Consider the following 22,918-nt stretch of genomic DNA (forward strand, 5'->3'; position numbering starts at 1 on the left):
AAATGGACGCTCAAAATATCAAACTAAATCAAATTGTGTTCCATCGCTTCACCGACTTTATAGTCTCTAATCAAGTGACAAAAAAGCGCTTGGGTTTGATAAATCAAGAGCAGACGGCTGAAGTAAATAGAAATTTATTATCCGTAGAAGCAAAAGCTCAACAAGAAAAATTACGACGTTCAAAAACCGCCGAAGAGTTTTTGATTTATATAAACGAGTACTTTCATGATGCGCTACTCACATATATTGATCAGATAGCGGATAATAACAGTGTTCTGTTTGGCGATATTTTTAAACTGGACGCTCATGTTACAAAACTAGTTCAGACCTGCTTAAACAAAAATTCAAGCGCCAATCAAATCGCCGAACTCGTTACTCAACTCCCATGGTTAAAAAAAGATTTGCTCGGTGTAGTGAACAAACCACCATTTAGAGAAGAAGGGTCCTCGCGACCGCTACTAGACGATGTCATGTTAGCTGTACGGTACGTTGGCCCTGACAATATTCGAATGCCAATACTGGCGTTAATAGTCAAACATTGGCAGCCCCACAGTACTGAACCATATCACGACTCTAAGACCAAACTATGGCAATATTCGGTTGCTACCGCCAATTGCATGGAGCAACTTGCGCCTAACTACCGGATAGAGCCGCTTCAAGCCTATTTCTTGGGTCTTGCTCATGGTGTTGGATTTGGGTTAGCACTCAGACTTTACTTACGCTCGTTTGAAAAAGTCCGTTTAAACGAAATGAAAAAAGCGCGTCAAGCTTCGAGGCCCGACATTGAAAAGGCCTTAGATCAACTTCAACTCGATGGTGAGTTTGCTTCGGAAGTTATTTTTAAACACGGCTGGTCCTTGAGCCACGGTCTGATTAAAAAGCTAGATTTAAAACTGACTCCGCTTTTACCAGCCATAGAACAAGTTGAAGTTTGGCCAGAAGAACCGATCGAACAACCTTTGGCAGCACTTCTTGTAAAGTCCAGTACCTACAGCCAATACAAAGTTTTACAAAAAGCACGCTTAATTGAATTGAATGAAGCTAAACGCTTTTTGACTGGTGCCAAAATCAATAACGAGTTTATATCTAATCTCAACCAAGTTGACCTAAGCCGACTCAATCTCACTTCGACCCATATTTAAAAATTTTTTTTGGGCATATATGCAGTTAGATTTTTGCACTGAAATTGGGCAATTATTACCTAGAGTCGTTATACCGATAATGAAATAAAAGCCTTCAGCCCTGCAACCTTTTGCCCCCCGTTCATTCTAATAAAATATTTATTCACTTTTTATTCATATATTGTGAATATCCAGAGACAGCAAGGGTTTGCGGACATCTAACAGGCAGACATTTGCCAAAAAATCTGCGATAATGGCCCGGTATTTACTTTTTTAGACCTCAAATTTTAGAACAATTTTCAAACAATAAAATTCAAATTTGGGCTTAACATAAGGACACAAACATGACTGTAACACGTGCTTTATTTGATGATGTAATGGTTCCTAACTATTCACCAGCAGCGGTAATTCCAGTACGAGGTGAAGGCTCTCGCGTATGGGATCAAGAAAACAAAGAGTACATCGACTTTGCTGGCGGCATCGCGGTTAACTGTCTTGGTCACTGTCACCCTGCCCTTGTTGGTGCATTAAAAGAACAAGGTGAAAAAATTTGGCACCTGTCAAACGTAATGACAAACGAACCGGCATTACGTCTAGCTAAAAAATTAGTAGACAGCACATTTGCAGAAAAAGTGTACTTTGCAAACTCAGGTGCAGAAGCAAACGAAGCGGCACTTAAACTTGCTCGTCGTTGGGCATTAGACGTACACGGCGAACAAAAAACACAAATTATTTCTTTTAAGAAAGGTTTCCACGGTCGTACTTTTTTCACAGTTACAGTAGGTGGTCAACCTGCATACTCTGACGGTTTCGGTCCTAAGCCTGGTGACATTGTACACGCTGAGTACAACAACTTAGACAGCCTTAAAGAGCTTATTTCTGATAAAACTTGTGCGGTTATGTTAGAGCCTATCCAAGGTGAAGGCGGTATCGTTCCTCCAACTAAAGAATTCATCGAAGGTGTTCGTCAGTTATGTGACGAAAACAACGCATTGTTGATCTTCGACGAAGTTCAATCTGGTGTTGGCCGTACTGGTGAATTATTCGCGTACATGGGCCTTGGTGTTAACCCTGATATCTTAGCATCTGCTAAAGCATTAGGCGGTGGTTTCCCAATTGGCGCAATGTTAACAACAACAGAACTTGCTAAGCACCTTAAAATCGGTACTCACGGTTCAACATACGGTGGTAACCCACTAGCGTGTGCCGTTGCTGAAGCTGCGTTTGACACAGTAAACACTAAAGAAGTACTTGATGGTGTTAAAGAGCGCGAAGCAATTTTCAAAAACAAGCTTGCTGAAATCAATGACAAATACGACGTATTTAAAGACATTCGTGGTCAAGGCTTACTTGTAGGCGCGGAGTTAAACGATAAGTACACAGGCCGTGCGAAAGACTTCTTAAGCGCAGCATTAGACCAAGGCGTTATGAGTCTTGTTGCTGGTGCAAACGTTATCCGTTTCACTCCTTCTCTTGTTATCCCAATGGCTGACATTGAAGAAGGTATGGCACGTTTTGAAAAAGGTGTTGCAAACATCGTAAACGCTTAATTAGCTATCTAGCTTAATAGGCGAAAGTTATTTAAATAGCCAATGCCCGGCATTGGCTTTTTTCTACAGGAAGAAGATGTGATGTTTGTAATTCGTCCAATCCAAGAAAAAGATTATCCTGAACTGCTAAAAATTGCAGAGGAATCAGGCCATGGTTTTACTTCGTTACCAGTTAACGAAGAACTGATCAGCAACAAGATTAAGCGTGCCGAGGCGTCGTTCAAATCTCAAGTTTCTGAACAACCTGAAGAACATGGCTTTTTATTTGTAATGGAAGAGGTTGCGACCGGTAAAATCATGGGCACCAGCGGTATTGAATCTGCTGTTGGTCTTGAGGACGCATTTTACCATTACCACCTTGGCAAAGTAGTTCATCACTCCCGTGAGTTAAATATCTATAACACAGCAGATATTCTAACATTGTGTAACGATTACACAGGTGCGACGGAGTTGTGTACTTTGTTCTTGCGAGAAGAGTTTAGAAAAGGCATTACAGGTCGTGTCTTATCGAAATTCCGTTTCTTGTTTTTAGCGCAACACCAAGAGCGCTTTTCGAGTACGGTAATTGCTGAGATGCGCGGCGTCTCCGATGAAAATGGTGACTCGCCGTTTTGGCAATGGTTAGAGAAGCACTTTTTCTCGATGGACTTTCCAACCGCAGATTACCTCACTGGTATTGGCCAAAAGGTGTTTATCGCCGAATTAATGCCAAAATATCCAGTGTACGTAAACCTTCTTTCAGAAGATGCACAAGCTGTGATCGGCAAAGTTCACAAAAATACAGAGCCTGCACTCAAGTTGTTAAAGTCTGAGGGCTTTAGCTACAAAAACTACGTGGATATCTTTGATGGCGGCCCTACAGTTGAAGCCAACATTGCTAATATTCACACAGTTCAAAACAGTGATCTGTACACAGTAGAAATCGTCGACGCCCTTGATTCTGATAAAAACATCATTATCTCTAACACATTCGTCGAAGAGTTCAGAGCAACCGTAGCCAAAACCAAATTAGATCAAGAGCAAAAGATCATCACTCTAACTCAAGAATATGCAGATATACTTAAGGTTAAAGGCGGAGATCAAGTTCGAGCTGCGGTCTTAAAATAGGATTTCACAATGTCAAATACAGAAAACAAATACATTAATGGTCAATTCATCAATGGTGAATGGTTAGCGGGTGAAGGTGATTTAGTTGAATCAGTTAACCCAGCAACGGATGAAGTGATTTGGCAAGCGTTGTCAGCGACAGAAAAACAAGTCGATGCAGCAGTTATGGCCGCTCGCGAAGCGTTTTTGCCATGGGCCGATAAAACCGTTGAAGAGCGCTTAGAGATCATTAAGCGCTTTGCCGAACTTCTTGGGGAATACAAAGAACCAATGGCATTAGCTATGGCCCAAGAAACGGGTAAACCTTTGTGGGAAACTCGCACAGAGGTAGGCGCGATGATCGGTAAAGTCGCTATTTCTGAAAAAGCATACAACGAGCGCACTGGCACTAAAGAAAACCCAATGCCAGTAGGTAAAGCCATGTTGCGTCACCGTCCACACGGTGTGGTTGCTGTATACGGTCCATATAACTTCCCTGGTCACTTACCAAACGGTCATATTGTACCGGCTCTAATTGCTGGTAACACTGTCGTATTTAAGCCAAGTGAACTGACACCAATGGTTGCTCAACTTACCGTTGAACTATGGCAAAAAGCAGGTCTTCCAAAAGGTGTGGTTAACTTAGTTCAAGGTGAAGTAGAAACAGGTAAAGCATTAGCAAACCACCCTCAAATTGACGGCTTATTCTTCACTGGTAGCTCTGGTACTGGTCACCTACTACACAAGCAATTTGCGGCACAGCCTGGCAAAATCCTTGCGTTGGAAATGGGTGGCAATAACCCACTTATAGTTAACGACGTTAAAAACACAGATGCAGCGGTGCACGACATCATTCAATCTGCGTTTATTTCTAGTGGTCAACGTTGTACTTGTGCTCGTAAGCTTTTATTACCTGTTGGTCCAGAAGGCGATGCAATCCTAGCCAAATTAATCGAAGCGACCAAAAACATTGTTGTTGGTGACTCACTTGAAGAAGGCGCTGAGCAACCATTTATGGGCTCAATGATTTCTGAAAAAGCGGCGTTAGGCATGGTCGAAGCGCAGCAGCAGCTTGTCAAGCTTGGTGGTAAAGTGTTGGTTGAATTGACTCACCTAAAAGAGCACACAGGTTTTGTATCACCAGGTATCATAGATTGTACTGACATCGCAGACTTCCCTGATGACGAACACTTCGGTCCTTTATTAAAAGTATTCCGTTTTGATGATTTCGATCAAGCCATCAAAGTCGCAAATGATACAAGCTATGGCTTGTCAGCAGGCTTACTAAGTGATGATGCTGCTTTATACGACCGTTTCTTAAGTCGTATCAGAGCTGGTATTGTTAACTGGAACCGCCCAATTACCGGTGCAAGTAGTGCCGCGCCATTTGGTGGTATTGGTCAGTCAGGTAATCACAGAGCAAGCGCGTACTACGCCGCAGACTACTGTGCGTACCCAGTCGCTTCAGTCGAATTAGACGAAGTGGTAATGCCTGACTCTTTAAGCCCAGGCCTAAAAATATAATAGAAAAGCGGCCTAGGCCGCTTTTTTTAATCAAACACAAAAGACAATAACAACATTGTTAAATATCAGAGAAATATCAAGGAAATATCATGCATTCTAATGTTAACGAACTGTTTGATAACATGTGGTCAAAGTACCTAACCGTTACTCCTTCAGCACAAAAGATCCACGCCCTGTTAGGTGAAGATAACGGCAAAGATGTGATCAATGACCACATTGCACTTCGCACATTTAATATTGCTAAGGTGAACTTGGACAAGCTAGCCCAGCATTTACTTGCTTTAGGTTATAAAGACGGCGGCGACTATGACTTTGAAGCCAAAAAACTAAAGGCAAAGCACTTCGAACACGAAGACGAGACATTACCAAAAGTATTCATCAGTGAATTATTAGTCGAAGAGTTTTCTGAACAAACTCAAGCGATCATTCGTAATATGGTTGATCAAATCGATGAAGATGCAGTAACCGCGGATAACTTTTTGTATTCAGGCACGCATTGGCAGGTTAGTCACCAAGATTACTTAACCTTGTTGGAAGAAAGTGAATATGCTGCATGGATGTCAGCTTGGGGTTATATTCCTAACCACTTCACTGTAAGTGTTAATCAGTTAACTAAATACGAGACGCTTGAGTCAGTTAACGAAGCCCTAAAAGAAGCAGGTTTTGTTCTTAATACTTCAGGTGGCGAAATCAAAGGCTCACCAGAAGTTTTATTAGAGCAGTCATCAACAATGGCCGACAAAGCAACTGTTCAGTTCAGTGATGGTGCGCATACTATTCCTAGCTGTTTTTATGAGTTTGCTCGCCGTTATGAAATTGCTCCAGGTAAGCTTTATTCTGGCTTTGTTGCTGCATCAGCCGATAAGATCTTTGAAAGTACAAACGTTAAAGGTTAAATTTACCCTTTAGCAGTATTCAGAAAAGGATAAATTGAATGGTAACTGATAAGCCGGCATACGACGAACTCATGGAGTACTTGTACTCGAGTCGCGATATATTTGCCCAACGCGATGACACAACAATTGATGATTTGACCCTTGAAGCTCTAGTAGAGCGTGAAATTGCCAACCAAGTCATCACTTTGTGCAGCCAACATGACGACATAGAAGTTAACCATAGATCTATCATAGTCCGCGAAGTAGACGGCATTGTTTACGACATGCAGCAAGTGCTTTATGACTACTGGCTACAACCAGTGACTCAGGCACATGTTGACTTCGTCACCGAATTTGCGGGCCTTATCAAAAATATCTTTGATGGTGCCATTGCTGATCTTCTCGATTAAATAGGCACCTAACTTAAGGAATAACATGAAAGCAAAAGTTACTTGGCAAGATGGTATTGCCTTTTTAGGTGAATCAGAGTCTGGTCATAAAGTTCTGCTTGATGGTGAGAACCCAGGGAAAGCACCAAGTCCGATGGAAATGGTGTTAATGTCTGTAGCCAGTTGCAGTGCAGTGGATGTTGTTTCAATTCTCGAAAAAGCTCGTCAAACTGTCCACGATGTTATCGTAGAAGTTGAGGCTGACCGTGCCGAAACGGTACCGAGAGTATTTACAGCTATACACCTAAACTTTGTTGTTAAAGGCGTAGACGTCGCCGAAAAACACGTTGAGCGCGCAGTTAAATTATCAGCCGATAAGTATTGTTCTGTCGCAAAAATGTTAGAGGCGAGTGTGAAGCTTTCTCACAGCTTCGAAATCCACGCTTCTTAGCTTCATTGCAGCTAGTGACAAACTAGCTGCATTGCATGTCTTAAAAATCCAATCTATATTACTAAAAATCATTTTGTGAACAGGCTCGTTTGATTTATCATCCGCGCCTTAATTTATCTAAATGTTTGTAAGGAACGGTTGATTGAAAAGTAACGTTAAATTACACGGTTTTAACAATCTAACAAAAAGCCTTGGCTTTTGTATCTATGATGTTTGTTATGCTCAAACTGAAGAGCAACGTCGCCAGTATATCGAGTACATCGACGAGCAATATAATGCGGATCGTTTAACGGATATTTTGACTGAAGTCTGTGACATTATTGGCGCCAACATTTTAAACGTGGCACGCCAAGACTATGACCCACAGGGTGCATCAGTAACAATCTTAGTCAGTGAAGAAGAAATTAAAGCTCCTGACGAAGTTGACCAGACTGAAGCGCCTGGACCAGTTCCGGAAAGCGTGGTTAGTCACCTAGATAAAAGCCACATCTGTGTTCACACTTACCCTGAAGTACACCCACACGACGGTATTTGTACATTCCGTGCTGACATCGAAGTATCGACCTGTGGTGTTATTTCGCCTCTTAAGGCATTGAATTACCTAATTCATGAGTTGGAATCAGACATTGTTACGTTGGATTATCGAGTACGTGGCTTTACCCGCGATACAGAAGGTAATAAACACTATATCGACCACGATATAAACTCGATCCAAAACTTCATCGGTGACGACATCCTTGAACAATACGACATGATTGACGTGAACGTATATCAAGAAAACATGTTCCACACTAAAATGATGATCAAAGACAATGATTTGAATAACTATTTATTTGGGATCAATACCGACGATCTAGATGACGAACAGGAAGAAGAAATTCGTCATAAGTTACGCCAAGAAATGTCTGAGATCTTTTATGCTCGAAACATGCCGTAAAGCATGCCATCATATGAGTTATAAAAATAAACAAAAAACGGTCTTCGGACCGTTTTTTTATAATTAAAATAACAGGGTTTGTCTTTTATGTTTAGTATTACATTACAGCCGAGGTTTGCCGAAACCGATGCCTTGCAGCACATCAATAATACGGTCATTCCAGTTTGGTTCGAGAGCGCTCGACCAGGTATTTTTAAAATATTTAACCCAGAACAAAATATCCAAGAGTGGAATTTAATTATCGCCAAAATCGAAGTGAACTATCTCGCTCAGATCCACTATGGACCAGAAGTAGAAATCCGTACTCACATCAGTAAATTAGGCCGCTCTAGTATGACTATTTTGCAAGAGGTATGGCAATCCGGAAAGCGAGCTGCGTGGGGTGAGACGGTCATGGTTAAATTTGATTATCAGACCAATCAGGCAAGTCCGATTTCAGAACAAGAACGCAAAGCGTTAGAGCAACACCTAGTCGACAAAGACGAATTGTTATCTAACTAGTTAAAACAAAATAGCGACATCATCGATGCTACCCAGCGCATCTTGAGTGAGTACTCGCTGTCGCTCATCTTCGGTTAATATACCGACAAAAGGTGTACGACGGCGATACTTATTCATTTGTGGGGAGTCTTCCATTATACCTTTGACGAAATCTTCAGGTGAGTCTAATAACTCAAGTACACTTTGCCACGTCAAATACTCGCCGTAACGCATTTTGCCCAAATCATATCGAGTAGAAATCGTCTCCAATACTTTTTGCCGTAAGCTGTCATCACCAGCCTGATGTGCTTTCAGCATTTTTTCGGCAATGGCACGGTGGATCACCAACACTTGTCGGTTGATCAACTCATCTTTAATACCACCGCGACGTTGCCTAAAACCACTTCTATGGCTTCTTTTCTTATCGAAATTCTGTCTCTTAAACATACTCTTTTTCTGTACTTACGGATTTTGCCAGCTTAGTCGGTATTAATTCTGTTGGCTCATTAGGTATCAACTGACTGGCCACTAAGCTACACAGAGCAAAGCCCGCACCAATTAAAAATACTAGGGTACTCGAGTATAACCATACTAGGCCCAACAAAGCCGGGATCACTACAGCCGCAATGTGGTTAATGGTAAATGACACCGATGCAGTTGCGGCAATGTCTTTCTGATCAGCAATCTTTTGTAGGTATGTCTTAATCGCAATCGCCAAGGCAAAAAACATATGGTCGATAATATACAAACCCGCCGCAATATGGGGATTAGTGACAAACGCATAACCAACAAATACCAATATCAAACCGACATACTCTAAGGTCAATGCCTTTCGTTCACCTATCACCCCAACCCATTTACCAATTTTAGCGGCGAACAAAAGGTTGAACACATAGTTCACGCCGAATAAAAGGCTGATTTCACCCACGCTATAACCAAACTTTTCCACCATCATAAAGCCTGCAAATACGACGAAGATCTGGCGGCGCGCTCCGCTTAAAAAGGTCAACATGTAATACAGCCAGTAGTTTTTTCGCAACACCAGCTTTTTGGTTTGAGTCGCCGGTTGCTCAAACATCGGAAAACCAAACCACAAAAATATAACGACGACTAGGCCTATACCACCAGCGAGTAAATACGTGGTCTGATAACTAACCTCAAACCACTCCATTAACAACCATATTCCGCCAAACGCAAGCAAGGAACCAAACGACTTAACCGCGAGGGATTTACCCAAAAAGTGAGCAGACTCTTTTTTATCAAGCCACTGCAGAGTCAAACTTTGTTGAGTCGTTTCGAAATAATGAAAACCAATGCTCATAATAAGTGTTGTTAAATACAAACCGTATTCCGTAGGAAAATACCCGGTCGCAGCAACACCTGCGCTCATCACACCAATAGATAAAATTGCAAATCTTTGCTCTTTAACAAATAGGAGTACATAAATCGCCGTAAAGGCTAAAAATCCTGGCACCTCGCGAATTGATTGTAACAAGCCAATTTCTGCGCCGGTAAAGGCCGCTTTTTCGATAACAAAGTTATTTAGTAGAGCCATCCACGTCGAAAATACAAATGGCATAACAAAAGCCATAGCGAGCAAAAATGTTTGGGGTGAAGTACGGTTCACAGGTTTTCCTTTTTCAGCAGATAATAAAAAGCCATGCGTCTGCATGGCTTTTACACTCAATCACTACGTTAATAGTAGCCTAAGTATTGTGCTTATTTAGCACCGAATGCGTCTTGAAGTGGTGGCACAACCTGCTTCTTGCGAGACATGATGCCATCAATCCAAACACGGCCATTATCAAGTTTAACGTCGTACGCCTTTTCAATAACGCTTTCATCTTCAGAAACGACTAATAACTCAGAGCCTTCTTTCATGATGTCGGTCAATAAGAGAATCGTTGAGTGGCGGTTACCCTCTTCACGAAGCGCTTTTAGGTCTGCGTGCAGGTCATCTTTGAACGAATCAAAGATAGCTAAGTCCACAACTTCGAGCTGGCCGATACCAACTAGGTTACCGTTCATGTTGAAATCTTTAAAGTCACGAAGAACAAGGTCGCGCATTGGCGTGTCTTCAACTGCAGACTTAACCTTGAACATTTCCATACCTAATTCTTTAGGATCATCAATACCTGCGATTTCCGCCAGTGCTTCAACACATTTAATGTCTGCAGTAGTACACGTTGGTGATTTAAAAATTACCGTGTCACTTAAAATTGCACACATCATCGCGCCTGCGATGTCTTTTGGAATTTCTACGTCGTGGAAGTCGTACATCATTTTGATAATGGTATTTGTACAACCAACTGGACGAATCCAACACTCTAGTGGAGCAGATGTCGTGATATCACCAAGTTTGTGGTGATCAATAATGCCTAAAATAGTCGCATCATCGATATCGTCAGGACCTTGTACGCGGTCAGAGTGATCAACAATGTATAGGCTCTCACCTGCGTACGATAATTTTAGTTCTGGCTCTTCAAAACCAAAGCGCTCAAGAATAAATTTTGTTTCAGGTGATAACTCACCTAAACGCGCAGGTACCGTCGGCTCACCGAGGGTTGTTTTTAAATACGATAACGCTATCGCAGAACAGATTGAATCTGAGTCAGGAACTTTGTGACCCACAACATAATTTGGCATATCAAACCCTTAACGAGTAATGTCTAATTGGTAAAAATTGAATGCCAGAATTATAACGGATTTGAGTTAAAAAAAGCCAGTCCGCAAAGTGTATTGCACGCACTTTACGAACTGGCTTCTGAGGAACGCGATAGTGTTATTGGTTGTGATAATCCAAACAGATCTTCACTTCTTGCTTCGAGCCTAAGATTACCGGAACACGCTGATGTAATTCGGTCGGTTTAATGTCCAAGATGTTGTGCTCACCGGTAGAGATCAAACCACCCGCTTGCTCAACCAAAAGACCCATTGGGTTCGCTTCGTATAACAAGCGTAACTTATAAGGTTTTTCAGGCTTATCAGTATGTGCAGGGTAAGTGAAAATACCACCTCGGCACAATATGCGATGAACGTCACCCACCATGCAGGCAATCCAGCGCATGTTGAAGTTTTTACCACGAATACCTTGTTTGCCATCCAAAATGTCTCGGATGTAACGCTGCATCGGAATTTCCCACTTGTGCTGATTTGAGCTGTTGATAGCAAACTCTTGAGTTTCTTCTGGAATTTGAATATTTTCACGAGTTTTTAGGAATGAACCATGGGTCTTGTCTAAGGTGTAGAAATCCACGCCATTACCAGTTGTTAATGCAAGAATAGTTGACGGACCATACATCACATAACCCGCTGCAACTTGGTTGCGTCCTGGCTGTAAAAAGTCATCGATAGTGATTGGCGCGCCGTCCAGCTTTTCCTCAGGTACAGGTAGGATAGAAAAAATAGTACCCGTTAAGCTGTTCACATCTATATTAGAGCTACCGTCGAGTGGATCAAATGCCACCAAAAAGCGACCACCATGCTCTCCTTCAACAATGTCGTCTTCCTCTTCCGAGGCAATCGCGCGTACAAAGCCCGATTCTAATAACATGTCTTTTAATAGCTGATTGGATAACACGTCTAGCTTTTTTTGTGTCTCACCCTGGATGTTTTCATTTAAAGTGGAACCTAGTACACCTGATAAGTCAGCTTGACCGACGCGAAATGAGATGTCTTTACAGGCCGCCAAAATGGTTCGAATTAAAGAGATCAAGTCGAGCTCTACGCCATCCTTTCGTAACTCAGGTGCCAATCTTTGCATTGTTTTTACAGCCTTTTATATTGATATTTGACATTTAACAGGAGAAACCTGCATTGGCGCTTACTAAATCTTTTTTAATTATTGTTTACTCAATAAGGCCAATTTTTATAACGCGGGTATTCTAACCAAATTTGGATCTTTTTTGCAGTTTTTTAAATCAAATTTATGAAAACTTTCATAGTGAGTTACAAAATCGTTAAATAGTTCACTTACCAGCAATTCTGCGGCACACTAATCTGATTACGGCAAAATAATATGATAGGGCTCACCATGGAAACTTTTCGATCTCATTGCACTCAATCTCAATCAATTTTGATCAGAGTGTTCAGTTTACTCAGCGTGTTATTCATTTTTATGACAGGTACTACCCATGCAGGTGTGAAAAGCATCTCTGAATTCACATCCGACATGCTAAAGGTAGACGGTTACTTCAACTTTTACTACGACAAATCGTCAGATAAGTTATACCTAGAAATCGATAAGTTTGAGCAGCCTTTTCTTTTTCAAAGTTCTTTGCCTCACGGCTTAGGCTCCAATGATATTGGTTTGGACCGAGGTCAATTAGGCGATACTCGCGTTGTGCAGTTCGAAAGTTATGGCAACAAAGTGCTTTTGACTCAGCTTAATATGGATTATAGAGCGAACAGTGATAACAAAGCCGAACAAAAGAGCGTAGCTCAAGCCTTTGCCAAATCGGTAATTCAAGGATTCGAAATTTTGGCAAAAAATCGTGGTACGGCCCTCGTCGATTACACGCCATTTTTATTGAGTGATATCCACGGTGTTAGCCAAACGCTACAAGCTAAAAATCAAGGTAGCTATAGCTTAATGAGAGATCGCAGTGCGGTCCACTTTGCCAAAAGCAAAGGTTTTCCTAAAAATACAGAACTCGAAGCCATCATATCCTTCAAAGGCTCTAACCCTGGTCAATATGTTCGCCAAGTCGCGCCTGATCCAAACAACATCACGGTTCATATGCATCACTCTTTAATTCAACTGCCTGATGATAAATACCAACCCCGTGCATTTCATCCGTTTAGTGGTTTTTGGAGCATCTCTCACAAAGACTATGCCGTAGGTCTCGATGACAGCATGGACATCAAAGTTATCCCTCGTCACAGATTGGAAAAGAAAAACCCGAATGCTGAAAAAAGCGAGGCCAAGCAGCCTATTGTTTATTACTTAGATCCGGGCACCCCAGAGCCGATTCGCACCGCTTTATTAGATGGAGCGCGTTGGTGGAATCAGGCATTTGAAGCCGCCGGTTTTATCAATGCCTTTCAAGTAAAAATGCTACCTGAACATGCAGACCCTATGGACGTGCGCTATAACACAATTCAATGGGTTCACCGGGCAACAAGGGGCTGGAGTTACGGAGCTTCCGTAATAGACCCACGAACCGGCGAAATAATCAAAGGCCACGTTACCCTTGGTTCTCTGCGGGTCCGCCACGATTATTTATTAGCTCAAGCCTTAACGGGCCCATTTGACTCAGAACAAGCTGATACTTCTCCTATAAAAGCAATGGCGTTAGCTCGAATTCGTCAACTTTCGGCCCATGAAGTAGGTCATACGCTAGGTATCGCGCACAACTTTGCTGCGTCGACCAATGAGCGAGCGTCAGTGATGGATTACCCTCACCCTTTGATTAAACTTAATCAAGGTAAAATCGACTTGTCCGACGCTTATGCAGAAGGTATTGGCGAGTGGGATAAATACGTCGTTAAATATGGTTACAGCCAATTTAACAATTCAACAGAAGAACGCAGTCAACTTAACCAACTTGTCAGTAAGGCTCAAAATGCCGGTTTGTTGTATATGTCCGACCCGGATGCAAGGCCCCTAAGTGGTGCCCATCCAACTGGGCACCTGTGGGACAATGGCAAAGACGCTGCGGCCGAACTAACTAGAGTACTTGCCGTGCGCGCCCACGCTTTAGCGCGATTTGGTAAAGACAACTTAGCGCCTAACCAGCCTCTATCCGACTTACAAGAGATTTTAATGCCTTTGTACTACTACCATCGCTATCAAGTTACTGCGGCAGCTAAGTTGATTGGTGGTGTGAATTATCAGTACGATGTAAAAGACCAACTACCGGATGTTTTAAAAACAGTTTCCGCTCAACAACAAAATGCTGCACTTGAGGCCCTTTTAAGTACTCTTTCAGCCCAAACACTTACATTGCCCTCAAATGTATTAAAGAGCATTCCTCCGAAAGCTTACGGCAGTTACAAAAACAGAGAAACTGGGCCTAGCAAAACCGGCCTTGTTTTTGACCCTGTGACGTTAGCAGCTGCAGCCGCAAACCACACTCTTAGTGCACTGTTAAATCCAGCACGACTATCAAGAATTGCTCAACAATCGAGTATGGATAGTGGCCTTTGGACCTTAACTGAGTACCTAACAAAAATTGCTTCGACTGGAGTTCAATCACCTCTTGAGGGTGGCCATGCCTCTCTAGTTCAACAGCGAATCGCAGCTGTGACGTTAGAAAAGTTAGTGGCTTTAGCAAACTCAGAGACGACCCCAGTAGAGGTAAAAGGCGATGTATTTACAGTTTTACACAAGATAAATAACTGGCTCAAAAAAGAAAGCCTTAACCCGACTTCAGGGCATCAAGGGTTTTACCGTTTGATGAGCTTTCATTTGGACTGGTATTTTGAGCACAGAAAGTGGTTACCGCTAACAGATATGAGTACACTACCGCCAGGCTCGCCAATTTAATTTTTTTAAAAGCTTTAGACAAAAAGGATTGTATGCACATTCATATTCTTGGTATCTGCGGTACATTCATGGGTGGTATCGCAGCCATAGCCAAACAGCTCGGCCATCGTGTCACGGGTTCAGATTTAAACGTATACCCGCCGATGTCAACGCAACTAGAGGCATTAGGCATCACTTTGTCACGTGGCTGGGACACCGAGCAGTTTCAACCAGAACCGGATTTGGTCATTATCGGCAACGCCTTAAGCCGAGGTAACCCTGCCGTTGAATATGTTTTGTCACGCAATATTCCATACACATCCGGCCCTGAGTGGCTAAAGCGTGAAGTACTACAACAACGTTGGGTCATCGCGGCCTCTGGCACCCATGGCAAAACCACTACCTCTGGAATGGTGGCCTGGTTGCTCGAGTCTTGCGGCATGAAACCAGGCTACTTGATCGGTGGCGTACCCGGAAACTTTGAAGTTTCTGCACGACTAGGAGACAGCCCATTTTTTGTTATTGAAGCGGACGAATACGATACTGCTTTTTTTGATAAGAGAAGTAAGTTCGTTCACTACTTACCTAAAACACTGATCATAAACAATTTAGAATTTGATCATGCAGATATTTTTGATTCACTCAAAGACATCCAACGTCAATTTCATCACCTCGTAAGAACGGTTCCAAATGGTGGTCTGATTTTGTTTAATCCAGCAGAGCAGAGCGTTAGAGAAACACTCGACCAAGGCTGTTGGACACCAACCGAAACCATCAACCTCACAGGTAATGACAACAGTCTTTGGCAGGCAAATATACTGCCGAATCATGACGGCCAAAAAGATGGCAGCCGCTATGAGGTGATTTTAGATGGTGAATCAAAGGGCACTATAAGCTGGACTTTGAGTGGTGAGCACAATGTTCACAATGGCTTGATGGCATTGGCAGCAGCTCGACATTGTGGCATGTCTTTAGATGCCTGTATCGAGGCACTCTGCACATTCCAAAACGCTAAGCGCCGAATGGAACTAAGAGCCATTACCAATGGCGTTCATCTTTACGATGACTTTGCTCATCATCCCACTGCAATCAAAACAACACTCGCAGGTCATAGAGCTAAAGTTGGTAAGCGTAAAATCATCGCGATAGTTGAGCCAAGATCAAACACCATGAAATCAGATGTACACCAGGATACACTGGGAGAGAGTTGGCAAGATGCCGATCATGTTTTGGTATACCAACCTAATCCCGAGTGGCGTTGTAATTTACCGACAAACTCAGTGCCTACTCAGTTTATTGATTCGGTAGAAAAAATTATTGAGCAAACTGTTGAACTCGTAGCCGAGGGTGACCATATAGTGGTAATGAGTAACGGTGGCTTCGAAGCCATTCACCAGCGCCTCATCGATAAATTAGATAAGACAAGCTGAATCAATCGCCTTAATAACAAAGGATCTCTGTATCATGTCTGCAAGTGACACTATGTCCTACCACAATGCGTCTTTTTCAGGTCGCATTACCGTTGCAATGACCGGGGCTTCTGGAGCCCCATATGCTATCGAATTAATCAAACAGCTTGTCAGCGCCAACTACCAAATATTTTTGCTGCTCAGCTCTGCTGCCAAAGTCGTATTAAAAACTGAGACCGAACTAGAAATGCCTGGTAATCCAGCTAAGGCGACGGATTGGTGCCAAGACTATTTCAAGGCCAAACAACAGCAAATCGTTGTGTTAGGAAAAGACGAATGGTTTTCTCCACCCGCATCAGGCTCTGCCGCCCCTAAACAAATGGTTGTAGTACCTTGCTCTACGGGTACATTGTCATCCATCGCGTTAGGTACATCAGACAATTTACTAGAGCGTGCTGCCGATGTTGTTATTAAGGAACGTGGCCAGCTAATACTAGTACCACGAGAGACCCCGTTTTCATCTATTCATCTAGAAAATATGCTAAAGTTGTCTAATCTTGGCGTGACAATTATGCCAGCAGCTCCAGGGTTTTATCATCACCCCAATAGCATCGAAGACTTAGTCAACTTTATGGTCGCTCGTATTATGGATCATTTAAACATCGACCAGACCCTAGTGCCGCGCTGGGGCTACACTAAATAAACGCAAATCACGACACAAGCGAGACTCGTTAGTTATGTACGCACTCGAAATTACGGACTTAAAAAAGACGTATCAATCTAAAAGTAGAACCGTTGAGGCGCTTAAAGGCATTAACCTCAACGTAGAACAAGGCGATTTCTTCGCATTGTTAGGCCCAAATGGTGCTGGTAAATCGACAACCATTGGTATTATCAGCTCGTTAGTAAACAAAACAGCCGGAAAGGTAAAAGTATTTGGTAATGACATAGACACCGATTTAGAAGCGGCCAAATCACATATAGGGCTCGTTCCACAAGAGTTCAATTTCAACCAATTTGAGACTGTTCAGCAGATTGTCGTCAATCAGGCCGGTTATTATGGGGTTGACCGTAAAACCGCATTCGAGCGTGCTGAGAAATACTTAAAACAAACTGACTTGTGGGAAAAGCGTGATGCTGCCGCTCGTTCTCTTTCTGGTGGTATGAAACGCCGCTTGATGATTGCTCGAGCGTTAATGCACGAGCCGAAGTTGCTCATTTTAGATGAGCCAACAGCAGGAGTTGATATCGAAATTCGTCGCAGTATGTGGGAGTTCTTGCAGAACCTCAACAAGCAAGGCATTACGATCATCTTGACGACGCATTACCTCGAAGAAGCCGAAATGTTATGCCGCAACATTGCCATCATTGACAAAGGGGTGATCGGAGAAAATACCTCGATGAAGAGCTTGTTGGCCAAACTCAATATCGAAACCTTTATCCTTGATACGACTGAGTTTGAAGAGGCTCCGAGATTAGAAGGGTTTAATTGCACGGCGACTGACAACCATACGTTAGAAATTGAAGTCGCCAAAGAGCAAGGCTTAAATACCGTATTTAGTCAGTTAACAGAACAAGGGGTTCAGGTGTTGAGCATGAGAAACAAATCAAACCGACTAGAAGAGCTGTTTGTTCGTTTAGTCGAAGAAGGTAAAAAAGGAGCAGCGGCATAATGGGTAATTATTCTATTGCATTAAAAGCGATATTAATTAAAGAATGCACGCGCTTTTTAAGAATTTGGGTTCAGACTCTCGTTCCGCCGGCAATCACGATGACATTATATTTCGTCATATTTGGTAATTTAATCGGATCTCGTATTGGTGAGATGGGTGGGTTTGACTATATGTCATTCATCGTTCCAGGTCTTATCATGATGTCAGTAATCACGAACTCCTATTCCAATGTTGCAAGCTCTTTTTACAGTGCAAAGTTCCAACGCAATATTGAAGAAATGCTGGTTGCCCCGGTACCAAATTTCGTTATCGTTTTAGGTTTCGTTGGTGGGGGGATGCTTCGAGGCCTACTTGTCGGATTAATCGTAACCTGCGTGTCTATGTTATTTGTTGATATACAAATTCACAGCATCAGTATTTTGGTTTTGACTGTGTTAATGACATCAATGGTATTCTCTTTAGCTGGTTTGATGAATGCGATTTTTGCTAATTCATTTGACGATATCTCAATCATTCCAACGTTTATCTTAACGCCGCTGACCTATTTAGGTGGGGTGTTTTATAGTTTGAGTTTGTTACCTGAATTTTGGCAGGGAGTTTCCAAAATTAATCCTATCGTCTATATGGTAAATGCGTTCAGATATGGCTTTTTAGGTGTGTCTGATGTGGATTTATCAATTGCGATCGCGATGATTATCGCCTTTGTTGTGATATTTTTTAGCATCGCAATGACACTAATCAATAAAGGAATTGGGATCAGAAGTTAAGAAATATTTCACTACTTCTTGTTAGAACGGATTCTTTGACTAAACTTAAGTCGATACAACTAGTTACATTAGCCGTTAATGGCTACTAAGTATACACTTAGCACGTATTGGCTTAATTTTAGCTAAGGCAACTGTCACAAAGGCCGATATACTCTAGGCTTGGAAAATATAACAGGTAGAAGCAGTGAAAAATTTTCAAAACTTAAGTGTTTTCATAAAAATAAATACCATTACCTTGATTGCGTTGGTCGCATTGATTATCGTAATTGTATTAAATGCCTTGGCGAATCAACAAAACAACGTGAGTATTGATGAGCTCAAAGACAAACGTTATCAGATCGCCAAAATATCAACCGCAAACTCTTTTATCATTAACCGTATTGACGAGTTATATACACAAGCGGTTTCTTTTGGTGATGAAGAGCTAATCAACACTGCTGAAGAACAATACAAAACGCTTACTGCGAACATCGAGCAGATTAAAGCCTTAGACAAAACAAACCTGCAAAAACTCAATCAGTTTGAGTCGACGTTAGACAGATATAACGAAATCGCTAAAGACATTGTTGTATCGTTTATATCTGGCAGTGCCGACTTCAATGTTATCCAAGAAAAAAGTAAAGAAAAGTCTGAGCTTTTTCAACGTCTGAATGAAAACCTTGACCAATACAAGTCGCAATCAGATCGCGAATACGTTGAGTTAGCTGAAAACGCTAAAGCTCGCTCAGAAAGCACCATTTTGCAGAGTATTGTAATAGCTGTTGTACTTACTCTTATTGTTGTTGCACTGGGTTTCTTTATCGGCAAAGTTATTCGTCAAGCAGCCCAAGATGCTGCAGAAACGCTTGGTGAGTTAGCTCAGGGTGACGGTGATTTAAAATCTAAACTCAATGTCACCAGTGAAGATGAAATTGGTCAAATGGCCAAAAACTTCAACAGCTTTATGGAAGTGCTTCGCAGTGCGATCAGCGATGTTATGGCTGTGGTTCAACCTTTATTAGACAACTCAACTCGACTGATTCAGCGAATGGAAATTGCAGAGTCATCAATGCACAAACAAAGCGAAGACTCTGAAATGGTGAAACAATCCATGGAAGAGATGAATCAAAGTGTTAATGAAATTTCAGGATCTGCAAATGAGGCCGCAGTTGCGACCGAAAACGCAGAGCAGGAAGCACGTCAAAGTCTAGATATTTTGAGTCGCTCGATGGCCGTTTCTCAAGCGCTAAACAACGAGATAAAAGGTGCCTCATCAGTTATCCATAAACTGGCGGAAGACACTCAAAACGTTAACCAGATCCTTGATGTTATTACGTCTATCGCAGAACAGACCAACCTTCTTGCACTAAATGCGGCAATTGAAGCAGCGCGTGCAGGTGAACAAGGTCGAGGTTTCGCAGTCGTTGCGGATGAAGTTCGAGAACTAGCATCAAGAACCTCAAAATCAACAACTGAAATCCGTGAGTTATTAAATGCCCTAACCGATGCAGCAACCGCTTCGGTAGAGTCGATGGAAAGTGCAAGTGCACAAGCAGAACGCAATGAGCAGTATGCGGCACAAACTGGTGAATCAGTCGACAAAATTGCCAAACACATCAATACAATTCACGGTTTAAATACTCAAATCGCAACTGCCACAGAGCAACAAACATCGGTAGCTAATACGGTTATGGTCAATGTTACCGATATGAACAAGTCAATCGGTAGCTCACTAGAAGCATTAGACGGTATCCGAGATGTATCTAAGAGCCTACACACATTATCTGATGACTTGTTAGAAGCAGCGTCTAAATTCAAGCTGTAGGTCATTTTACTTACAAATATTTGTCAAAATTAACAAAAGGTCGATATTTCGGCCTTTTTTGTTTTTTACGCATTTGCTAGACTTTAGAGCCACACCGATCCCCTCTTTTTTTGGATTTAAAACAAAATGACTCTGGCAAAATCCGTTCTTGCTGTAAACGATGACCTTCCGATCAAAACCGATCTACCTGTACACAGTGGAAAAGTACGCTCAGTCTACTGGCTAACCGAACAGGACAGCCGCCGATTGATTGAACAAAAGGGTTATGATGTCGATCCATCCACACCCTTAGCTATTATGGTTATCAGCGATCGTATTTCAGCGTTCGACTGTGTCTGGCATGGTGAAGATGGTTTAAATGGCGTACCGGGTAAAGGCGCCGCGTTAAATGCTGTTTCGAACCACTGGTTTAAATGTTTCAAAGAACAAGGGCTTGCCGACAGTCACATTTTGGACATTCCCCACCCTTTTGTGTGGATTGTGCAAAAGGCAAGACCCGTCATGATCGAAGCCATTGCAAGACAATACATTACTGGTTCAATGTGGCGCAGTTATGCCAATGGTGAGCGAGAGTTTTGTGGGATTGAATTACCTGAGGGATTGAGCAAAGATCAAAAGCTTCCAGAGATTTTAATCACTCCGTCAACCAAAGGTGTTCTCAAAGGTATCCCAAATGTCCCAGAAGCCGATGATGCCAATATTCGCAACGCAGATATTCTGGCTCACTTTGATAAATTTAACTTTTTATCTAAAAGCGACGTTAGTTTATATCAACAACTTCTGAAAGACGGCTTTAACCTGATTAGTAAAGAGCTTGAGAAAATTGATCAGATCTTTGTCGACACCAAGTTTGAGTTTGGTTATGTAAAAGATGCAGCTGGACAAAATAAACTAATTTACATGGATGAAGTCGGTACCCCTGATTCATCGCGCATTTGGGATGGCACTGAATATCGCAAAGGAAACGTTGTAGAAAACTCAAAAGAAGGCTTCCGTCAATTGTTGCTCAATCGCTTTGACGATCCCGATATTCTGTTAAACAAAAACCGCATGCCTGAACGATTTGCACTTGCCAAAAATAACGCATTACCGCTGGAAATTATGATGCAAGTTTCAGAAACATATAGAGGTATAGCAGAAAAGATTACCGGACAAAAAATTCACCTTTCTGACGATCCAAAACAAGAAATTATTGATATCTTGAACGAACAATATCAATTAATTAAATAGTCTAAACCAAGAGAGAACTGCGATGAACAAAACCACCATTAAGTCTTTGGTCGTCGCACTTCTCATCTCGTTGTCGGTTATTATTTATTTGTTGATAGAGCGAGTTACAACACAGCCTGAAGTTCTAGATCATCAAACGAGTATCAGTGAACAAACGTCTGTCGACTCTCAAGAGTTAATATACTCCACATCAAATAATAAGCGCTTAACTGATAACCCAAAAGTCAACTCATTATCTCAAAACTCATCACCTCAAAGTTCTACTACACAGCTGACCGACGCGTTATCGCAGTTGCCTGAAATGGCAAACACTCCTTACGCACAGCAAATCCATCAAATTAACCAGTGGCTACAACAGTGGCCTTATGAGCCGTTGTTGTTAATGCGTTTAGGTAAGCTCCAAGGTGAGCTCGGCGATTTTGATGAAGCCGCGAGTCACTTATACGAAGCGTTGCAGTATGCACAAAGTCACGAGCAAACAACACGTGCCCGTACCCTTTTGCTCTATACCTTAAACCGCTATGGAAAAGACTTAGCCCTCAGTAATGATTGGTTAACCCTAGAATCACTATATCTGCAATACCAAGATACCCTACTCGAACAAGAAGGTTGGGGAGAGTTAGCTCATAAACACGCCAATCGACTTTTAGATGCAAAACGCTATCAGGAGCTCGAGTATTTCATTCAAGAATGGTCTCATGTTCATGCCGCAAAAGCAGATTTGAATCACTTTTCTAATCAGTTGAGTTTTGCTCAAGAGCTAGCTCTGAGCTCAAGTAAAGCAATTCCACTACGTCAGTGGGGCGCTCACTACTTAGTAACCGTTATGATCAACGATAATGAAGTTAATTTATTAATTGATACCGGCGCATCTCAAACAGTATTGACTCAAGATGCCTATAACCGAATGAGTCAACCGCTCAACCCAGACGAAATTCGTCGCCAAACCTTTAATACTGCAGGAGGTAAAGTAGAGGGTGCTGTCCTTTATCCAGTTGAAATCAAGATCAATGACTTTGTAGTTTATGACACCTCGATTGCCCTTTTGGAATTTAACGTGCCATACGACGGTCTGTTAGGAATGAATTTCTTATCACAATTTGAGTTTGAAATTGATCAACAAGGCCACTTGCTGTTTTTAACATTACCTGATTGA

At 42.1% G+C, this 22,918-nt stretch carries 21 protein-coding genes; 17 read left to right on the forward strand and 4 right to left on the reverse strand.

Annotated features, from left to right (window positions below):
- Window positions 1-2: 2 nt before the first annotated feature.
- From J1N51_RS06925 to J1N51_RS06965, 9 genes are all read left to right on the forward strand, one after another.
- The gene (locus J1N51_RS06925; protein WP_208833198.1) at window positions 3-1,142 is read left to right on the forward strand and encodes an HDOD domain-containing protein; all 1,140 of its coding nucleotides are present in this window, start codon (window positions 3-5) and stop codon (window positions 1,140-1,142) included.
- A gap of 323 nt (window positions 1,143-1,465) precedes the next feature.
- Window positions 1,466-2,671 (forward strand): aspartate aminotransferase family protein, encoded by a 1,206-nt coding sequence (locus tag J1N51_RS06930; RefSeq protein WP_208833199.1) that lies wholly within the window; start codon window positions 1,466-1,468, stop codon window positions 2,669-2,671.
- An 81-nt stretch (window positions 2,672-2,752) separates the two neighbouring features.
- On the forward strand, window positions 2,753-3,778 hold the full coding sequence (gene astA / locus J1N51_RS06935) for an arginine N-succinyltransferase (protein WP_208833358.1): 1,026 nt from the start codon (window positions 2,753-2,755) through the stop codon (window positions 3,776-3,778).
- 9 nt (window positions 3,779-3,787) lie between these two features.
- Window positions 3,788-5,281: a succinylglutamate-semialdehyde dehydrogenase gene (gene astD / locus J1N51_RS06940; RefSeq protein WP_208833200.1), complete on the forward strand. Its 1,494-nt coding sequence runs from the start codon at window positions 3,788-3,790 to the stop codon at window positions 5,279-5,281.
- An 89-nt stretch (window positions 5,282-5,370) separates the two neighbouring features.
- Entirely contained in the window at window positions 5,371-6,177 is an 807-nt protein-coding gene (locus J1N51_RS06945; protein ID WP_208833201.1) for a DUF1338 domain-containing protein, read from the forward strand.
- 38 nt (window positions 6,178-6,215) lie between these two features.
- Complete coding sequence (locus tag J1N51_RS06950; RefSeq protein WP_208833202.1) at window positions 6,216-6,566, forward strand: DUF3802 family protein; 351 nt, start codon at window positions 6,216-6,218, stop codon at window positions 6,564-6,566.
- A 25-nt stretch (window positions 6,567-6,591) separates the two neighbouring features.
- On the forward strand, window positions 6,592-6,996 hold the full coding sequence (locus J1N51_RS06955; protein WP_208833203.1) for an OsmC family protein: 405 nt from the start codon (window positions 6,592-6,594) through the stop codon (window positions 6,994-6,996).
- A 142-nt stretch (window positions 6,997-7,138) separates the two neighbouring features.
- A complete protein-coding gene (speD, locus tag J1N51_RS06960; protein ID WP_208833204.1) occupies window positions 7,139-7,933 on the forward strand; it encodes an adenosylmethionine decarboxylase in 795 nt (264 codons plus the stop codon).
- Between the two features lie 87 nt (window positions 7,934-8,020).
- Complete coding sequence (locus J1N51_RS06965; RefSeq protein ID WP_208833205.1) at window positions 8,021-8,434, forward strand: acyl-CoA thioesterase; 414 nt, start codon at window positions 8,021-8,023, stop codon at window positions 8,432-8,434.
- Here J1N51_RS06965 and J1N51_RS06970 read toward each other — a convergent pair whose 3' ends face one another.
- From J1N51_RS06970 to J1N51_RS06985, 4 genes are all read right to left on the reverse strand, one after another.
- Entirely contained in the window at window positions 8,435-8,860 is a 426-nt protein-coding gene (locus tag J1N51_RS06970) for a hypothetical protein (protein WP_232842879.1), read from the reverse strand.
- The gene (locus J1N51_RS06975) at window positions 8,853-10,085 is read right to left on the reverse strand and encodes an MFS transporter (RefSeq protein ID WP_208833360.1); all 1,233 of its coding nucleotides are present in this window, start codon (window positions 10,083-10,085) and stop codon (window positions 8,853-8,855) included. Before J1N51_RS06975 ends, J1N51_RS06970 begins: the two co-directional genes overlap by 8 nt.
- 47 nt (window positions 10,086-10,132) lie before the next feature.
- Window positions 10,133-11,059 carry a manganese-dependent inorganic pyrophosphatase gene (locus J1N51_RS06980; protein ID WP_208833206.1) on the reverse strand — a complete coding sequence of 309 codons (927 nt, stop codon included), beginning with the start codon at window positions 11,057-11,059 and terminating at the stop codon, window positions 10,133-10,135.
- 136 nt (window positions 11,060-11,195) lie between these two features.
- Window positions 11,196-12,176, reverse strand: coding sequence for a class 1 fructose-bisphosphatase (locus J1N51_RS06985; protein ID WP_208833207.1), 981 nt, complete (start codon window positions 12,174-12,176; stop codon window positions 11,196-11,198).
- A 270-nt stretch (window positions 12,177-12,446) separates the two neighbouring features.
- Between J1N51_RS06985 and J1N51_RS06990 the strand changes: the two genes are divergently transcribed.
- From J1N51_RS06990 to J1N51_RS07025, 8 genes are all read left to right on the forward strand, one after another.
- Window positions 12,447-14,900, forward strand: coding sequence for a zinc-dependent metalloprotease (locus J1N51_RS06990; RefSeq protein ID WP_208833208.1), 2,454 nt, complete (start codon window positions 12,447-12,449; stop codon window positions 14,898-14,900).
- Window positions 14,901-14,932: 32 nt separating this feature from the next.
- Window positions 14,933-16,309, forward strand: a complete 1,377-nt coding sequence (gene mpl / locus J1N51_RS06995) for a UDP-N-acetylmuramate:L-alanyl-gamma-D-glutamyl-meso-diaminopimelate ligase (protein ID WP_208833209.1) — start codon at window positions 14,933-14,935, stop codon at window positions 16,307-16,309.
- Between the two features lie 34 nt (window positions 16,310-16,343).
- Window positions 16,344-16,991 (forward strand): flavin prenyltransferase UbiX, encoded by a 648-nt coding sequence (locus J1N51_RS07000; RefSeq protein ID WP_232842880.1) that lies wholly within the window; start codon window positions 16,344-16,346, stop codon window positions 16,989-16,991.
- 34 nt (window positions 16,992-17,025) lie between these two features.
- Window positions 17,026-17,961: an ABC transporter ATP-binding protein gene (locus tag J1N51_RS07005; protein WP_208833210.1), complete on the forward strand. Its 936-nt coding sequence runs from the start codon at window positions 17,026-17,028 to the stop codon at window positions 17,959-17,961.
- Entirely contained in the window at window positions 17,961-18,728 is a 768-nt protein-coding gene (locus J1N51_RS07010; RefSeq protein ID WP_208833211.1) for an ABC transporter permease, read from the forward strand. Before J1N51_RS07005 ends, J1N51_RS07010 begins: the two co-directional genes overlap by 1 nt.
- Before the next feature lie 184 nt (window positions 18,729-18,912).
- Window positions 18,913-20,532 (forward strand): methyl-accepting chemotaxis protein, encoded by a 1,620-nt coding sequence (locus J1N51_RS07015; protein ID WP_208833212.1) that lies wholly within the window; start codon window positions 18,913-18,915, stop codon window positions 20,530-20,532.
- 126 nt (window positions 20,533-20,658) lie between these two features.
- A complete protein-coding gene (locus J1N51_RS07020; protein WP_208833213.1) occupies window positions 20,659-21,762 on the forward strand; it encodes a phosphoribosylaminoimidazolesuccinocarboxamide synthase in 1,104 nt (367 codons plus the stop codon).
- Between the two features lie 22 nt (window positions 21,763-21,784).
- A complete protein-coding gene (locus tag J1N51_RS07025) occupies window positions 21,785-22,918 on the forward strand; it encodes a retropepsin-like aspartic protease (RefSeq protein WP_208833214.1) in 1,134 nt (377 codons plus the stop codon).

This window comes from Psychrosphaera ytuae (genome assembly GCF_017638545.1).
Taxonomy (GTDB): Bacteria; Pseudomonadota; Gammaproteobacteria; order Enterobacterales; family Alteromonadaceae; genus Psychrosphaera; species Psychrosphaera ytuae.

Excerpts from the sequence above, each read along its gene's own strand:
- J1N51_RS06945 (WP_208833201.1), top strand. The coding sequence starts at position 5,371 with ATGCATTCTAATGTTAACGAACTGTTTGATAACATGTGGTCAAAGTAC.
- mpl (WP_208833209.1), top strand. The coding sequence starts at position 14,933 with ATGCACATTCATATTCTTGGTATCTGCGGTACATTCATGGGTGGTATC.
- J1N51_RS07025 (WP_208833214.1), top strand. The coding sequence starts at position 21,785 with ATGAACAAAACCACCATTAAGTCTTTGGTCGTCGCACTTCTCATCTCG.
- J1N51_RS06955 (WP_208833203.1), top strand. The coding sequence starts at position 6,592 with ATGAAAGCAAAAGTTACTTGGCAAGATGGTATTGCCTTTTTAGGTGAA.
- J1N51_RS07020 (WP_208833213.1), top strand. The coding sequence starts at position 20,659 with ATGACTCTGGCAAAATCCGTTCTTGCTGTAAACGATGACCTTCCGATC.
- J1N51_RS06980 (WP_208833206.1), bottom strand. The coding sequence starts at position 11,059 with ATGCCAAATTATGTTGTGGGTCACAAAGTTCCTGACTCAGATTCAATC.
- J1N51_RS07000 (WP_232842880.1), top strand. The coding sequence starts at position 16,344 with ATGTCTGCAAGTGACACTATGTCCTACCACAATGCGTCTTTTTCAGGT.
- J1N51_RS06950 (WP_208833202.1), top strand. The coding sequence starts at position 6,216 with ATGGTAACTGATAAGCCGGCATACGACGAACTCATGGAGTACTTGTAC.
- astD (WP_208833200.1), top strand. The coding sequence starts at position 3,788 with ATGTCAAATACAGAAAACAAATACATTAATGGTCAATTCATCAATGGT.
- J1N51_RS07010 (WP_208833211.1), top strand. The coding sequence starts at position 17,961 with ATGGGTAATTATTCTATTGCATTAAAAGCGATATTAATTAAAGAATGC.
- J1N51_RS06970 (WP_232842879.1), bottom strand. The coding sequence starts at position 8,860 with ATGTTTAAGAGACAGAATTTCGATAAGAAAAGAAGCCATAGAAGTGGT.
- astA (WP_208833358.1), top strand. The coding sequence starts at position 2,753 with ATGTTTGTAATTCGTCCAATCCAAGAAAAAGATTATCCTGAACTGCTA.
- J1N51_RS06985 (WP_208833207.1), bottom strand. The coding sequence starts at position 12,176 with ATGCAAAGATTGGCACCTGAGTTACGAAAGGATGGCGTAGAGCTCGAC.
- J1N51_RS06925 (WP_208833198.1), top strand. The coding sequence starts at position 3 with ATGGACGCTCAAAATATCAAACTAAATCAAATTGTGTTCCATCGCTTC.
- J1N51_RS06965 (WP_208833205.1), top strand. The coding sequence starts at position 8,021 with ATGTTTAGTATTACATTACAGCCGAGGTTTGCCGAAACCGATGCCTTG.
- J1N51_RS06990 (WP_208833208.1), top strand. The coding sequence starts at position 12,447 with ATGGAAACTTTTCGATCTCATTGCACTCAATCTCAATCAATTTTGATC.
- J1N51_RS07005 (WP_208833210.1), top strand. The coding sequence starts at position 17,026 with ATGTACGCACTCGAAATTACGGACTTAAAAAAGACGTATCAATCTAAA.
- J1N51_RS06975 (WP_208833360.1), bottom strand. The coding sequence starts at position 10,085 with ATGCAGACGCATGGCTTTTTATTATCTGCTGAAAAAGGAAAACCTGTG.
- J1N51_RS06930 (WP_208833199.1), top strand. The coding sequence starts at position 1,466 with ATGACTGTAACACGTGCTTTATTTGATGATGTAATGGTTCCTAACTAT.